Annotated in this window: 14 protein-coding genes; 6 read left to right on the top strand and 8 right to left on the bottom strand. The window is 71.7% G+C overall.

Annotated features, from left to right (window positions below):
• The first annotated feature begins 131 nt into the window (after window positions 1-131).
• Both FVE89_RS03710 and FVE89_RS03705 read left to right on the top strand, forming a co-directional pair.
• Window positions 132-902 (top strand): SDR family oxidoreductase, encoded by a 771-nt coding sequence (locus tag FVE89_RS03710; RefSeq protein WP_160532784.1) that lies wholly within the window; start codon window positions 132-134, stop codon window positions 900-902.
• Window positions 899-2,668: a class I adenylate-forming enzyme family protein gene (locus tag FVE89_RS03705; RefSeq protein ID WP_160532783.1), complete on the top strand. Its 1,770-nt coding sequence runs from the start codon at window positions 899-901 to the stop codon at window positions 2,666-2,668. The genes FVE89_RS03710 and FVE89_RS03705 overlap by 4 nt, the downstream gene beginning before the upstream one ends.
• Here the strand turns inward: FVE89_RS03705 and FVE89_RS03700 are convergent.
• Entirely contained in the window at window positions 2,638-3,180 is a 543-nt protein-coding gene (locus tag FVE89_RS03700; RefSeq protein WP_160532782.1) for a hypothetical protein, read from the bottom strand. The two genes, FVE89_RS03705 and FVE89_RS03700, sit on opposite strands and share 31 nt — an antisense overlap.
• Before the next feature lie 183 nt (window positions 3,181-3,363).
• Between FVE89_RS03700 and FVE89_RS03695 the strand changes: the two genes are divergently transcribed.
• The 3 genes from FVE89_RS03695 to FVE89_RS03685 are packed head-to-tail and all read left to right on the top strand — an operon-like array spanning window position 3,364 to window position 6,139.
• Window positions 3,364-3,609 (top strand): ferredoxin, encoded by a 246-nt coding sequence (locus FVE89_RS03695; RefSeq protein ID WP_160532781.1) that lies wholly within the window; start codon window positions 3,364-3,366, stop codon window positions 3,607-3,609.
• Window positions 3,609-4,877 carry an FAD/NAD(P)-binding oxidoreductase gene (locus FVE89_RS03690; protein ID WP_160532780.1) on the top strand — a complete coding sequence of 423 codons (1,269 nt, stop codon included), beginning with the start codon at window positions 3,609-3,611 and terminating at the stop codon, window positions 4,875-4,877. Before FVE89_RS03695 ends, FVE89_RS03690 begins: the two co-directional genes overlap by 1 nt.
• A gap of 8 nt (window positions 4,878-4,885) precedes the next feature.
• The gene (locus tag FVE89_RS03685) at window positions 4,886-6,139 is read left to right on the top strand and encodes a cytochrome P450 (RefSeq protein ID WP_160532779.1); all 1,254 of its coding nucleotides are present in this window, start codon (window positions 4,886-4,888) and stop codon (window positions 6,137-6,139) included.
• A 33-nt stretch (window positions 6,140-6,172) separates the two neighbouring features.
• On the opposite strand, the gene FVE89_RS03680 is transcribed toward FVE89_RS03685, so the two are convergent.
• The 7 genes from FVE89_RS03680 to bchO all read right to left on the bottom strand — a co-directional run bounded on the left by FVE89_RS03680 (window position 6,173) and on the right by bchO (window position 12,888).
• A complete protein-coding gene (locus FVE89_RS03680; protein ID WP_160532778.1) occupies window positions 6,173-6,556 on the bottom strand; it encodes a VOC family protein in 384 nt (127 codons plus the stop codon).
• Between the two features lie 109 nt (window positions 6,557-6,665).
• Window positions 6,666-8,384: a cache domain-containing protein gene (locus FVE89_RS03675; RefSeq protein WP_246730481.1), complete on the bottom strand. Its 1,719-nt coding sequence runs from the start codon at window positions 8,382-8,384 to the stop codon at window positions 6,666-6,668.
• A gap of 329 nt (window positions 8,385-8,713) precedes the next feature.
• Window positions 8,714-9,310: an urea carboxylase-associated family protein gene (locus FVE89_RS03670; protein ID WP_160532776.1), complete on the bottom strand. Its 597-nt coding sequence runs from the start codon at window positions 9,308-9,310 to the stop codon at window positions 8,714-8,716.
• A 52-nt stretch (window positions 9,311-9,362) separates the two neighbouring features.
• Window positions 9,363-10,127, bottom strand: coding sequence for a guanitoxin biosynthesis heme-dependent pre-guanitoxin N-hydroxylase GntA (gntA, locus tag FVE89_RS03665; RefSeq protein ID WP_160532775.1), 765 nt, complete (start codon window positions 10,125-10,127; stop codon window positions 9,363-9,365).
• Window positions 10,128-10,425: 298 nt separating this feature from the next.
• A complete protein-coding gene (locus FVE89_RS03660) occupies window positions 10,426-11,211 on the bottom strand; it encodes a gamma-glutamyl-gamma-aminobutyrate hydrolase family protein (RefSeq protein ID WP_160532774.1) in 786 nt (261 codons plus the stop codon).
• Window positions 11,212-11,337: 126 nt separating this feature from the next.
• Window positions 11,338-11,613, bottom strand: coding sequence for a hypothetical protein (locus FVE89_RS03655; RefSeq protein WP_202130570.1), 276 nt, complete (start codon window positions 11,611-11,613; stop codon window positions 11,338-11,340).
• A gap of 375 nt (window positions 11,614-11,988) precedes the next feature.
• Window positions 11,989-12,888, bottom strand: coding sequence for an alpha/beta fold hydrolase BchO (bchO, locus tag FVE89_RS03650; protein ID WP_160532773.1), 900 nt, complete (start codon window positions 12,886-12,888; stop codon window positions 11,989-11,991).
• A 210-nt stretch (window positions 12,889-13,098) separates the two neighbouring features.
• Between bchO and FVE89_RS30435 the strand changes: the two genes are divergently transcribed.
• Complete coding sequence (locus FVE89_RS30435) at window positions 13,099-13,245, top strand: hypothetical protein (RefSeq protein WP_202130569.1); 147 nt, start codon at window positions 13,099-13,101, stop codon at window positions 13,243-13,245.
• Window positions 13,246-13,251 lie beyond the last annotated feature (6 nt).

Below are 13,251 nucleotides of genomic sequence, written 5' to 3'. Positions count from 1 at the left end.
GCGACCGTCACGCAGCACAAAGCTTCATTCTGCGCCGTCGCTCCCCTCTCCCGACCCCCTTCGGGGGCCACCCTCCCCCGCAGAGGGGGGAGGGAGGGCGCGCGTCAATTTACCCTGAGCGAGACCTCGCCATGTCCCTGTTCGACCTGACCGGCAAGATCGCCCTCATCACCGGCTCGTCCCGGGGCATCGGGCGGGCGATCGCCCTGCGGATGGCCGAGCACGGCGCCCGGGTGGTGATCTCCTCGCGCAAGCGCGACGCCTGCGCGGCGGTCGTCGCCGAGATCGAGGCCGCCCACGGGGCCGGCCGCGCCGTGGCGATCCCGGCCAGCATCTCGGTGAAGGAGGAGCTGGAACACCTCGTCGCCGAGACCGAGAAGCGGCTCGGTCCGGTGGACGTGCTGGTCTGCAACGCGGCCAGCAATCCCTATTACGGGCCGCTCGCCGACATCTCCGACGCCCAATTCCGAAAGATCCTCGAGAACAACGTCCTGTCGAACCACTGGCTGATCCAGAGGGTCGCGCCCGGCATGGTCGAGCGGCAGGATGGGGCGATCGTCATCGTCTCCTCGATCGGGGCGCTCAAGGGTTCGCCGGTGATCGGTGCCTACAACGTCTCGAAGGCCGCCGACCTCCAGCTCGCCCGCAACTACGCGGTGGAATACGGCCCCGCCAACGTGCGGGTGAACTGCCTCTGCCCGGGCCTGATCCGCACCGACTTCGCCCGGGCCCTGTGGGAGGATCCCGAGATGCTCGCCGCCACCACGGACGCCGCCCCCCTGCGCCGGATCGGCGAGCCCGACGAGATCGCGGGCGCGGCCGTGTTCCTGGCCTCCGCGGCCGGCCGGTTCGTCACCGGCCAGGCGCTCGTCATCGACGGCGGCGTGACGATCGCCCGATGAGCCCCGATCCCCGCATCCCCGCCGGCTGGCCGGCCCTGCCCTTCCGCGAGGCCGAGGCGCGGCTCACCGCCCCGGGCGCGCCCTTCGCAATCACGACGATCGACATCCGGGGTGTGCCGACCCGGATCTGGGAAAAAGCCCCGCCGACGCTGCGCGACCTGTTTGGGATCGCGCGGGGCCACGGGGACAAGACCTTCGTGGTCTACCGCGACGAGCGCGTGACCTTCACGGGCTTCGCCCGGGCCGCGACCAATCTGGCGCGGACGCTGGCGGAGGCCGGTATCCGCAAGGGCGACCGCGTCGCCATCGCGATGCGCAACCTGCCCGAATGGCCGGTGAGCTATTTCGGCGCCCTGCTCGCCGGCGCCATCGCGACGCCGCTCAACGCGTGGTGGACCGGCCCCGAACTCGCCTATGGCCTGCGGCATTCCGGGGCGCGGATGCTGATCGCCGACGGCGAGCGCTTCGCGCGGATCGCCCCGCACCTGTCCGAGTGCCCGGCCCTGGAGCGGGTCTTCACCACCCGGACGGAGCCCGATCCCCGGGCGAGCCCGCTGGCCGAGATCCTCGGGCCGGTGACCGAATGGGCCGCCCTGCCCGACCTGCCCCTGCCCGACATCGCCCTCGATCCGGAGGACGACGCGACCCTGTTCTACACCTCGGGCACCACGGGCAAGCCGAAAGGAGCCGTCGGCACCCATCGGGCGGCCGCCACCACGGTGATGGCCTATCCCTACTCGGCGGCGCGCAGCCTCCTGCGCCGGGGCGAGAGCCCGCCGAAGCCCGACCCGGCCGCGCCGCAGCGGGTGGCGCTGCTGGTGATCCCGCTGTTCCACGTCACCGGCTGCCACGCGAGCCTGGGGTCGGCGCTCTACGGTGGCCACCGCCTCGTGATGATGCACCGCTGGGATGCGGCCGAAGCGCTCGACCTGATCGAGCGGGAGGGCTGCACCAGCGCGGGCGGCGTGCCGACCATCGCGTGGCAGCTCGCCACCGCGGCCCGGGAGGCCGGGCGCACATTGCCGACCCTCGATGCCGTCACCTACGGCGGTGCGCCGGCCGCCGGCGACCTCGTGCGGACGCTGGGCGTGGTTTTGCCAAAGGTCGTGCCCGGCACCGGCTGGGGCATGACCGAGACCTCGGCGACCTTCACCCATCACCAGGCCGAGGATTACCTGGCGCATCCCGATTCCTGCGGCCCGCCGCTGCCGGTCTGCGAGGTGCGGATCCTCGATCCCCTCGGGCAGGACCTGCCGCCGGGCGCGGTCGGCGAGCTCTGCGTGAAGGGGCCGAACGTGGTCCGCGGCTACTGGGACGATCCGAAGGCGACCGCCGAGGTTCTGTCCGAGGGCTGGCTGCGCACGGGCGACCTCGCCCGGGTGGACGACGAGGGCTTCCTGACCATCGTCGACCGGATCAAGGACATGCTGATCCGCGGCGGCGAGAACATCTATTGCTGCGAGGTCGAGAACGTCCTCTACGAACATCCCGACGTGATCGACGCCGTGGTGCTGCCCGTGCCCCATCCGACGCTCGGCGAGGAGCCCGGTGCCATCGTGGCGCTGGAGGAGGGCGCCGAGACGAGCCCGGAGGCGATCCGGGCCTTCGCGGCGGAGCGGCTGGCGGCTTTCAAGGTGCCGGTGCGGATCGTGGTCTGGGACGGGCTCCTGCCCCGCAACCCCGCGGGGAAGGTTCTGCGTGCGCCGCTGCGGTCGGTGTTCGCGCCACCCCCGGATCAGAACGGCTCGCCCTCGTCCGGGCGGTAGACGCGCAGCGTCCGGCCGTCGGGGAACACCACCGTCCGGCGGCGCACCACGACGTAGCCGGCGGCCGCGGCGCTGCTCAGGCGGTCGAGGCGCTCGTCGGCGTAGCCGGCGCCGTAGCCCGGGCCATATCCGTAGAAGGGCCGGCCGCGCACATAGCCCTCCGGCGGCGGGGGCGGCGCCGCGGCGATGCGCGGACCGGCGATCGCCCCCGCCGCCGCCGCGGCACGGCGCGACCGATGGGTCGAGGCGGCCAGCCGCTTCGGCGCCGGGCGCCGCGCCGCGATCCGGGCCTCCCCGGCGACGGCGGCGGGTGTCGAGGCGGTCGAGGGCGCGGTCGGCGCCGCGGCGGGCGTGGACGCTGCCGCCTTCCGGTCGGCTGCTGGTGCCTCGGCGGCGGGTTTGTGGGTTGGCGGGTCCGTCCAGGTCGTGCCCGCGGCGGGCTCGGCGGTGGCGCCGCCGACGCCGAGCAGCAGGACGAGGGCGGCGAGGGTCGTTCGTGCACCGTACGGCATGGTGCCCTCCTGGGATCGCGGTGCGTCGGGTGGGCCCGCGAGGCGGCGCAACACTAGGGCGAACCGCGCGCCAGGGGAATTGTGCCCCGCCCTGTCGGTCCAGAGTGCCGCGTACAGTTTTGCACGTCTGACGCGCCGGTTTCGCAGCGCGGAACCTCGGGCGTTCCGCGCGGTTGCTTCGCCATGTCGACCCGTGCCGATGCGTCATCCGGATCCCCACCCGGCCTTCGGGTGAGCGTCGATCTCAATCTGTGCCAGGCCTACGCCCAGTGCTGCTACGCGGCGCCGCGGCATTTCCGCATCGAGGGGCACGAGGCCCTGTTCTACGATCCGGCGCCCGCCGCCGAGGACCGGGACGACATCGAGCGGGCGCGCGTCGCCTGCCCGGTCCAGGCGATCCGGGTCGAGGATCCGGGGCGGGGGGTCTGATGGCGCCCGCCGAACGCGCGGTCGTCGTCGGCGCGGGCCTCGCCGGCTTGCGCGGCGCCGAGGCCCTGCGGGAGGCGGGTTTTTCCGGATCGCTGACGATCGTCGGGGCCGAGCCCCACCTCCCCTATGATCGGCCGCCCCTGTCCAAGCACGTCCTGGCCGGCGCCATCCCCGCGCATGCCACCACCCTGCCGCACGGTCTCGGCGCGGATGTGGACTGGCAGCTCGGCACCCCGGCCGCCGGCCTCGACCGGAAGGCCGGCACGGTGCGGCTCGCGGACGGACGCGCCCTCCCCTACGACCGCCTGCTGATCGCCACCGGCACCCGGGCCCGCCCCTGGCCGAACCCGCACGAGGGGCGGCTTGCCGGCGTCTTCACCCTGCGCGGGCGGGACGACGCCGCCGCCCTGCGGCGGGCGCTCGCCGCCGGCCCGCGGCGCGTCCTGGTGATCGGCGGCGGCTTCATCGGCTGCGAGGTCGCGAGCCTGTGCCGGCAGCTCGGCCTGCCCGTGACCCTGGTGGAGCCCAGTCCGACGCCGCTGGCCCGGGTCCTCGGCCGCACGATCGGCGCGTTCATCGGGGCGATCCACGCGGGCCACGGGGTCGACCTGCGCTGCGGCAGCGAGGTCGAGTGGCTGGAGGGCGAAGGCGGCCGGCTGGTCCGCGCGCATTGCACCGACGGCAGCCGGATCGAGGCCGAGCTCGCGGTCGTCGCCCTCGGCGCCGTGCGCAACACCGAATGGCTCGACGGGGCCGGCCTGTCGGCGGATCCCGGCGGCGTCGAGTGCGACGGCGCCGGTTACGTCCTCGACGCGGAGGGCCATCCCGATCCGCAGATCGCGGCGGCGGGCGACGTCGCGCGCTTCCCCCATCCGCTCTACGACGGGCGGCGCGTCGCCCTGGAGCACTGGAGCCACGCCGTGGCGCAGGCCGCCCATGCCGGGCGCTTGCTGGCCGGCGCGCCGCCCGACGCGGCCTACGGTGCCCTGCCGACCTTCTGGTCGACGCAAGGGGATCTCGTGGTGAAATCCGCCGGCCTGACCGAGGGGGCCGACGCGGTGGCGATCACGCAGGGCAATCCGGCCGACGGCCGCTTCATCGCCCTCTACGGCCGCGCGGGGCGCTGCATCGCGGCCGTCTCGGTGGATTCCGCCCGCTGGTTGCCGGCCCATGCCGAGATGGTCGCCACCGGCGCGCCCTTCCCGCCGGAGGGGGCCGCCACCGACCGGCCGAAGGGCATCGCGATCTTCGACCCGGGCTTTTCCTGAGGACATCGATGCCCGATTCAAGCCTCCTCGATCAGGTCAAGGATTTCGCCAACCGGCCGAACCCCTATCCGATCTACGCCAAGCTGCGGCGGAACCCCGTCTCGCGCCAGGACGACGGCACCGAAGACGGGACCTGGGTGGCCTCGACCCACGGCACCATCGCGCGCCTGCTGCAGGACCCGCGGGTGAGTTCCGACACGCTGCCCCCCGCCGACCGCCCGCGCACCGGCAACCCGCTCACCGACCTGATCGTGAAGCCGCTCAAGGACTGGATGATGGACCGCCACCGGGTCTTCATCTTCCGGGACCCGCCGGACCACGACGCCCTGCGCTCGGCCGTGATGCACCAATTCTCCCGCGAGCGCGTGCAGGCGATGCGCGCCCGCTCCGACCGGCTGGTGGCCGACCTGCTCGACGAGAAGCGCGACGCCCGGGAGATCGACGCCGTCGACGACCTCGCCTACCCGCTCCCCGTGACGGTGATCTGCGAATTGTTCGGCGTGCCCCGCGAGGACGAGCCGAAGTTTCACGGCTGGGCGACGCAGCTCGCCACCGCGCTCGAACCCGACAGCCTGTCCAATCCCGAGATCCGCGCCAAGAACAGCCGGACCTTCGACGCGATCGGCGGCTACATGGCCGACCTGATCAAGGAGAAGCGCCGGCACCCGCAGGACGACATGCTCTCGGGGCTCGCCAACCACGCCACCCCGGCCGGGGTGAAGATGGGCGATTACGACCTGATCGCCACCTCGATCCTGATGCTGGTGGCCGGCCACGAGACCACCGTGAACCTGATCACCAACGGCCTGCTGACACTGCTGCGCCATCCGGACGAGCTGGAGCGCCTGCGCCAGGACCCGATGCGCGCCCCGCGGCTGATCGAGGAATTGCTGCGCTACGAGCCGCCGGTGCAGTTCCGGACCCGCCGGACGCTCTCGGCGATCGACATCGCGGGCGTGACGATCCCCGAGGGCGCCGATCTCGTGCTGCTGCTCGCCGCCGGCAACCGCGACGAATCGGTGTTCCCGGAGCCCGAAAGGTTCGATCCGGACCGGACCGGCATCCGCCATCTCGGCTTCGGCGGCAGCCTGCATTACTGCGTCGGCGCGCCGCTCGCCCGGTTCGAGGCCGAGGCGGCGCTCACCGCTCTGGCCCGCCGGCTCAAGGCGCCGCGCCTCGTCGAAGATCCGCCGCCCTACCGCCAGGGCGCGGCGTTGCGCGGACCGGAGCATCTGCGGGTGGCGATCGACGGGATCGCATGAGGGGCGTCGGACCGATTCAGGCTGCGGCCCGGCTCAGACCGTGAGCTCGACCGGCGTCCCGTCCGGCATGGCGACGATGGCCTCGTAGAAGCCGTCGCCGGTCCGGCGGGGCGGCGACACGAGGCACCCGCCCTCCGCGCAGCGCTCGGCCAGCGCGTCCACCGCCGCGATGCAGCCCAGCGAGATGGCCACATGCGCCCAGCCGACGCGCTCCGGTGCCGACTCCGCCTCGACCCAGGGGCCGGTCATCAGCTCGATATGCGCGCCCGGTCCGGGGAGCGTCACGAACCGCGACACGAAGCCCGGCCGGCGCCGGCTTTGGTAGGGCGGCCCGATCTCCGCGCCGAAATACTCCCGCCAGAACGCGGCGGCCGCGTCGAGGTCCCGCGTCCACAGGGCCACATGGGCGAAGCGCATCGATGGATCTCTCACGCGGGCGGGGCTGCTCGCCCCGTCCCGGGCTTGGCTGATTCGAAGCGTCTCCCGTCGGACTCGCGCTGTCCACCATCCCTCGGTTGAGGGCTCCTCAGGCGGCCTTCACGGCGGCGAGGAAGGTCGAGACCTCCTGCCCCAGGCTCGCCGAGTAGCGCGCCAGCTCCTGCGCGGCGCTCAGCACCTGCCCGGAGGCCGCCCCGGTATCGCCGGCCGCCTTGTGCACGTCGGCGATGTCGGCGCTCACCGCCTGGGTGCCCTGCGCGGCCTGCGCGACGTTCCGGACGATCTCGCTGGTCGCCGCCCCCTGCTCCTCCATGGCGGCGGCCACGCTCAGCGCCACCGTGCGCATCTCGTCGATCGAGCTGCCGATCGCCCGCATCGACTCGACCGCGTGCCGCGTCTCGCCCTGGATCGCCGCGATCTGGCCGGCGATCGTCTCGGTGGCCTTGGCGGTCTGGCTGGCCAGCGCCTTCACCTCGCCCGCCACCACGGCGAAGCCCTTGCCGGCCTCGCCGGCCCGGGCCGCCTCGATGGTCGCGTTGAGGGCGAGCAGGTTGGTCTGGCCGGCGATCCCCGCGATCAGCCCCATCACCTCGCTGATCTGCTCCGTCCCCCGCGACAGGACCTGCATCAGTTCATTGGTCCGGGCGACGTCGGTGCTGGCCCGGTCGGCCATCAGCGACGATTGGGCGACCCGGGCCGCGATCTCCTGGATCGAGGCCGACATCTCCTCGCTGGCGGCCGCCACGGTCTGGACGTTGTTCGAGGTCTGCTCCGAGGCCGCGCTCACGCGCACGGATTGCTCGGTGGTGCGCGCGGCGGTGCGCGTCATCTCCTGGGCGGTGGCCTCCATCTCCACGGCGGCCGAGGCCAGTCCCTGGGTGAGCGTGCTCACCTGCGCGTCGAACCGGGCCGTGACCGCGTCCAGCAGCACCTGCGCGCGGCGCATCTTGGCCGCGTTCTCCGCCACGGTGGCGGCGTCGGCCGCGCGCTTGGCGATCAGCGCGTCCTTGAACACCTGCACGGCGCGCGCCATGGCGCCGACCTCGTCGCCGCGGCCCTGATCCCCGACCGCGACGGTGAGGTCGCCCTCCGCGAGGCCGCGCATCGCGGCGGTCAGGCGGCCGATCGGGCGCGACAGGCTGTTGCCGATCAGCAGGAGCAGGGCCACGACCGGCAGGGCGAGTCCGGCGGACCACAGCGCGATCGCGGTCGCGCGGCTGCGCACATCCGCGTAGACGTCGTCGCGATAGAGGCCGGTGGCGACGATCCAGCCCCAGGGCTTGAACATCTGCACGCTGGCGATCTTCTCGACCGGCTCGGTCCCGCCGGGCCGCGGCTTCAGGTAATTCACGATGCCCGCCCCGTCGCGCTGGGCGGTCTCGACCATCTCGGCGAAGTAGCGCTTGCCGCCGGGGACGTCCGTCTGATCAAGGACATGCTTGCCGACGTTCTTGGCGTTGAAGGCGTTGGCGATCAGCCGTCCGTCGGAGGACAGGACGAAGAAGTAATCCTCGTTGCCGAAGCGCAGGGCGCTGATCGCCGTGAGCGCGGCCTGCTGGGCAGCCTCGGTCGGCATCTGGCCCGATTGCGCCAGCGCCTCGTAATGGACGACCAGGCTCTGGGCCACCTCGGAGAGGCGGCGCGTCATGAGTTCCCGGTCAGCCAGCGCCGAGGACCGGATGTCGAGGAAGCTGAGCGTGCTCAAGGCCCCCATGGCCATGACCACCAGGGCCATCACCGCCGCGAGCTTGTGGCGCAGCTTGAGGTTCGCGAAGCTCCGCCAGGGCGCGACGCGTCCGGCGGACATCTGGTCTGTTTGCGTAGAGGTCATCCGAGCACCGAAACGAGGACGGCGGCGGCCGTCGGAACGCCCGCACCGGCTCGGAACGGGGCCGCCGATGCGCTGGGCCCGTTCAAAATCGACTATTCGGGTTAGTGAATAGCAAACATCGATGCGGGATTCCGGCGGATGACGCTTGCATCACAGTGCCTCAATCCGTCGATCCGGTTGTGCTCGATGTAATTGAAGGATCCGACGGCCATAACCTGGGTTAAATATCGAGATTACAGTCGTCATGTGCTTGCCGTCGGTGAAGGCGCGCCATGACAAGGGCAGCGGCCCGGTTTTTGCTCCCCTCAGCCCTCCACCCGGTAGTCGATCGGCTTGAAGCTGCCGTTGTTCGATTGCAGGGCCGAGCAGGCGGTCAGGCCGATGATCAGGTCGGTCTCGGCCACGAACACGATCCGGTCGCCGGCCCGGCTGAGCGGCGGCTCTACCGTGAGCGCCCCGGTCGCGCCGTCGATCGGCACGTTCATGAAGCAGTTGAACGCCACCGGGATCGCGTCCGGCGCGATGCCGTAGGGGGCGAGCGCCGCCGCGAGGTTGCCGAAGCAGCCGCGATGCGGGTCGGTATCGCCGTAGATGATCCGGAACGTGTCGGCCGAGCACGGCGTCAGCAGGAAGTCGTGCCGCCCCACCGTGTCCTCGACGATGCGCAGCAGCACGTTCGAGCGGTTCGAGTAGAGCGGGTCGCCGGTGGTGAGATAGATCCGGCTGGCATAATCGAGGGTCCGCCCGGACGAGATCACCTCCCCCGTGTCGTGGCGGTTATAGGCCACGAGATCGGCCACCTGCTCGCCGTTCGGGTCGATCACCGTGAGGCGCTGGCCTCGGTCGAGGGTGAAGGCGACGCCCGAGCGTGGCGCGATCCGCTGCACTGCCGCCTGATCCATGCTGGCTCCGCTCACGCCGTCATCTCCCTCGCTCCCGCGCCAAGCGCCCGCCTCATGCGCCGGTTCCCGGCAGGGACCGATCGAGGGGCAGGGCCGGCGGATGCCAGGCCGGGTCGGGTTTTCTGGCGTCGGGCTTCTGCTCCGGGCGGCCCTGGAGCGGGCAGCGCCAGTCCGGTCCGACCACGCGGCCGCTGTACTGGCGGGCCTCCGAGGCCTCGCCGTGGCGCGCCAGCATCGGGTTCACGCTGCCCGCGAGCGCCTGATCGCGTTCCAGGATCGAGGCGCGCAGCTTCTCGTAACGGCCCTCCGCGCGCAGCCGCTCGAACTGTGCGTGCAGGTTGAAGACCAGCACCGGCGAGGCGAAGCGCCGGGCCGGGCGGCTCGCGTTCGGGTGGAGGCCGACCACGAAGAACGCCTCGCCGCCGAAGCTCAAGGAAAAGTGCGGGTTGTCGGGATCGTCCGCCACGCGGGCATCGTGCGGCTGACCGAGCCACGCATCCTTGTCGGTAAGGGATTGCGCCCGGGCCCAGAGATTCCGCTCGAATCCCTCCTCCGAGAGATCGCCCGGACCCTCGAACACCACCGCGAAGCTCTGGAACAGGTCCGGATTCAGGCGGTAGCGCGCCACGAAGGCGAGCAGGGCCGGGTAGATCCGCATGTCGTCCCAGCCCGAGGTGATGTCCCGGGCGACCACGATGGTCATCTTCCCGCGCGACAGGGCCGACTTGGCGCCGACGCAGGGGAAGGGCGGGTTGCGGATGAAGGCGCGGAAGGCCTCGGCACTTGGGTGCTCTCGGTCGTCGCGGGGAAATTGCATGCGGTCCGTGCCCGTATTCTGCGCAAGCCTGCCTCGCGAGGGGCAGCTGAGGTGCGGGACTCCGGCAACTCGATCTTCGCGGTGCTGTTCCGACCTGCGACAGGGCGTCCTGTGGATAGGGCGATGCGGGCGACATCCTCACAAGCATTGTTCGCAGTCTCGCGAGACGTTGCGCGGCTCAATGCATGAGGAACAACATATGTTGGTCAAAAAACGAACCTATGTTGTTCTCGCGGGTCCTCGGCTGTACTGAGCGTCCGGCCGACGCGACTCTGCGGGAGCGCCGGAATGCGGGTGTTCAGCCTCGGCCCGACACCCGCGCCCGGCGATGCGCCGCCGCCGCGTTCCCGAAGGCTTCGAACAGCGCCCGGTTGATCGGGTTGGTGGCGGGATCGTGCTCGGCATGCCACTGCACCCCGAGGGCGAAGCCGGCCGCGTCGCGGATCCGGATGGCCTCGATCGTCTCGTCCTCGGCCACGCCCTCGATCACCACCCGCGCGCCGGGCTCCAGGATGCCCTGGCCGTGCAGGGAGTTCACCCGGATCGTCTCGCGGTCGAGCAGCCGCGCGAAGGCGCCGCCGGGCGTCAGGCGGACCGCGTGGCGGTCGGCGAAGATCACCTCCAGATCCGGGTGGATCTCGCCATTCTCCAGGCGCGGCATCCGGTGGTTGAGGCGCCCGGGCAGGGTACGGATCTCGGGGTGCAGGCTGCCGCCGAAGGCGACGTTCATCTCCTGGAAGCCGCGGCAGATGCCGAACAGCGGCACGCCCCGGGCTACGCAGGTCTCGATCAGCGGCAGCGCCACGGCATCGCGGGCTTCGTCGTAGGGCTCGTGCGCCGCGCAGGGCTCGGCCCCGAACCGGGTCGGGTGGACGTTGGCGCGGCCGCCCGTGAGCAGGATCCCGTCGACCGTGTCGAGGAGATCGCCGAGATCGGTGATCGCCGGGGCGGCGGCGAACATCAGCGGCAGGGCGCCCGCCACGTCGGCCAGCGCGCGCATGTTGTTCTCGCCGACGATCTGCGCCGGGAACCGGTTGTCGAGCAGGCGCGCATTGCCGATGACGCCGATCACGGGTCTCGCCATCGTTTCGGCTGCTCCTCACTTGATATCCGGCGGGCGAAGGTCCGCGGCGGGGTTTAGGGCCCAGGCAAGGGCGGCGCCAGTCCCGCGGCGGGCTGAAGAGCGCCTTCCGTCCGCTGCGTGTCCGCCTCAGAGGGTGCGGTCGATCCGGCCCTGTGCCGCCACGAAGAGCCGCCGGATGGCGGCCCGGATGCGGTTCATGAATCCGGGGCTGAAGGCACCGCGCGGCACCTGATTGGGATCGAGGTGAAACGACCGCTCCGCCACATCGTCATTGTACTCGCTGACCGTGATCCACCCACGCTTCAGCGTGGGGAGGCCGGCCCGGCGCAATTCCAGCGCCGGGATTTCGAGGGCGGTCTGTTCGGAGTTCGGCTCGGTCCCCGAGATGGCAAGGAGAACCAAGTGCGTCTGAGCCTGGGTCGGATCCGACACCGCGATTGGCAGGCAGACGGGGCGGCGCCGGCCGACAGCATCACCAGGAAAGGCCGGCCGTGCTTGGTCAGGGTCAGGGGCGCTCGACGAGCCTCGTCATGGTAGCGGCCGAAGTGGCGGATGGACTCGGCTGACGCGACGGAGCGGTCGGCCGTGGTCTGACGATGCTGATCGACCAGCATTATACAGAAAACCTGCGCCCGGGGGCATCCGCTGTGTGGTCGGCGTCGCGCAATCCGGTCGCGGGAGCGGGTGGACGATCACCCGAACCGCAATCCCGACCTCTGACGCGGCCCGCGGCTCCATGAGGCCAGCCCTGCGTCCGGCAGCGCGCCTGCACACCGCTCACAGGATCCCGAGCGCTCGCACCTCCGCGCGAAACACCGCCGCTACCTGTTCGGGCGCCTCCTCGTGGGCGAGGTGGCCGAGGCCGCGGATCAGGGCCACCCGGGCGTCGGACAGGCGGTCGCGCACCTCGAAAGCGGTATCCGGCCGGATCGCCCGGTCGCCGCCGCCGACGATCAGCAGGGTGCGGGTCTTCAGGTCCGGCAGCGCCCGATGCAGGCTCTCGAGGTCCCAGTTCGCCATCATGCCCAGCGCCCCGCGGACATGGCCGGCCCGGGCGAAGAGCCGCCGATAGAGTTCGACGCCCTGCGGGTCGAGGCGCGAGCCCGTCCCCTCGATCAGCCGCTTGGCCGCCGAGCGATCCGCCGTCCAGGCGAAGATCTTTGGGGTGAACGGGTTGAGGAACAGCAGCCGCGCCATGCCGGGGAACAGCAGGCTCGCCGCCCCCGGCAGCGGCGCCAGCGCGCCGTTGAAGGCCGCGAGCAGCCGGGGCGTGATGGCGCCGTCGAGGCACATCCGCGCCAGCACGGCCGCGCCCGCCGAGTGGCCGGCCGCGAGCACCGGCGGCCGATCGAGCGCCGCCGCCAGCCCCGCCACCGCCCGCGCCATGCCGGGCAGCGACAGGTCGGAATCCGGCAGCGGGTCCGTGAAGCCGTGGCCCGGCAGGTCCGGGGCGGTCACGTGGAAATCTTCGGCCAGCAGCGGCGCCAGCCCGCGCCAGGAATGGGTCGCCGCCCCGGTCCCGTGCAGCAGCAGCAGCTCCGGCGCGTCGGGCCGGCCGAATTCCTGCACGTGCCAGCGCAGGCCCGCCGCCTCGACGAAGCGGCTCGCCGCCCGGTGGGGCCAGTCCCGCCCGTCGACCGCCCAGTCCGGACGGTCCGCCGCGAAGGAATTCAGCACGCCCGCGCCTCCCGCACCGCACCAAGACGCGCCGGTATCTGCCGGCTCCGTGAGCTATCGTGCAGCCACGGAAGTATTTCGTAACACATTGAAATTCCATGCGGTCGCCGCATGTCACCGCTGACCGGAACGCGTTTGCTGCGCTGCGGCAGAATCGGCATATTCCGGTTGCGCAAGAACAACGGACACCCCCCGACTTCGGAGCAGGCCATGATCCTCTTCACCTCCTCGACCCAGAACATCGCGGCCCCGGCCTCCGGCGGCTGGAACCTCCGCGCCATCGTCCGCGACATGCTGAACGCGTGGCTCGCCCACCATCAGCGCGTGGCCGATATCGGCGGCGCCGGCCACCTCTGATCTCAC

Origin of the sequence: Methylobacterium sp. 2A, assembly GCF_009806555.1 — a bacterium.
Lineage (GTDB): Bacteria > Pseudomonadota > Alphaproteobacteria > Rhizobiales > Beijerinckiaceae > Methylobacterium.
The sequence above is the reverse complement of the archived record's forward strand: the minus strand, read 5'-3'. Positions and strand labels throughout refer to the sequence as shown.

Bases quoted from the DNA above. Each gene is read 5' to 3' on its own strand.
- FVE89_RS03710 (WP_160532784.1), top strand. From the start codon at position 132: ATGTCCCTGTTCGACCTGACCGGCAAGATCGCCCTCATCACCGGCTCG.
- FVE89_RS03705 (WP_160532783.1), top strand. From the start codon at position 899: ATGAGCCCCGATCCCCGCATCCCCGCCGGCTGGCCGGCCCTGCCCTTC.
- FVE89_RS03700 (WP_160532782.1), bottom strand. From the start codon at position 3,180: ATGCCGTACGGTGCACGAACGACCCTCGCCGCCCTCGTCCTGCTGCTC.
- FVE89_RS03695 (WP_160532781.1), top strand. From the start codon at position 3,364: ATGTCGACCCGTGCCGATGCGTCATCCGGATCCCCACCCGGCCTTCGG.
- FVE89_RS03690 (WP_160532780.1), top strand. From the start codon at position 3,609: ATGGCGCCCGCCGAACGCGCGGTCGTCGTCGGCGCGGGCCTCGCCGGC.
- FVE89_RS03685 (WP_160532779.1), top strand. From the start codon at position 4,886: ATGCCCGATTCAAGCCTCCTCGATCAGGTCAAGGATTTCGCCAACCGG.
- FVE89_RS03680 (WP_160532778.1), bottom strand. From the start codon at position 6,556: ATGCGCTTCGCCCATGTGGCCCTGTGGACGCGGGACCTCGACGCGGCC.
- FVE89_RS03675 (WP_246730481.1), bottom strand. From the start codon at position 8,384: ATGTCCGCCGGACGCGTCGCGCCCTGGCGGAGCTTCGCGAACCTCAAG.
- FVE89_RS03670 (WP_160532776.1), bottom strand. From the start codon at position 9,310: ATGGATCAGGCGGCAGTGCAGCGGATCGCGCCACGCTCGGGCGTCGCC.
- gntA (WP_160532775.1), bottom strand. From the start codon at position 10,127: ATGCAATTTCCCCGCGACGACCGAGAGCACCCAAGTGCCGAGGCCTTC.
- FVE89_RS03660 (WP_160532774.1), bottom strand. From the start codon at position 11,211: ATGGCGAGACCCGTGATCGGCGTCATCGGCAATGCGCGCCTGCTCGAC.
- FVE89_RS30435 (WP_202130569.1), top strand. From the start codon at position 13,099: ATGATCCTCTTCACCTCCTCGACCCAGAACATCGCGGCCCCGGCCTCC.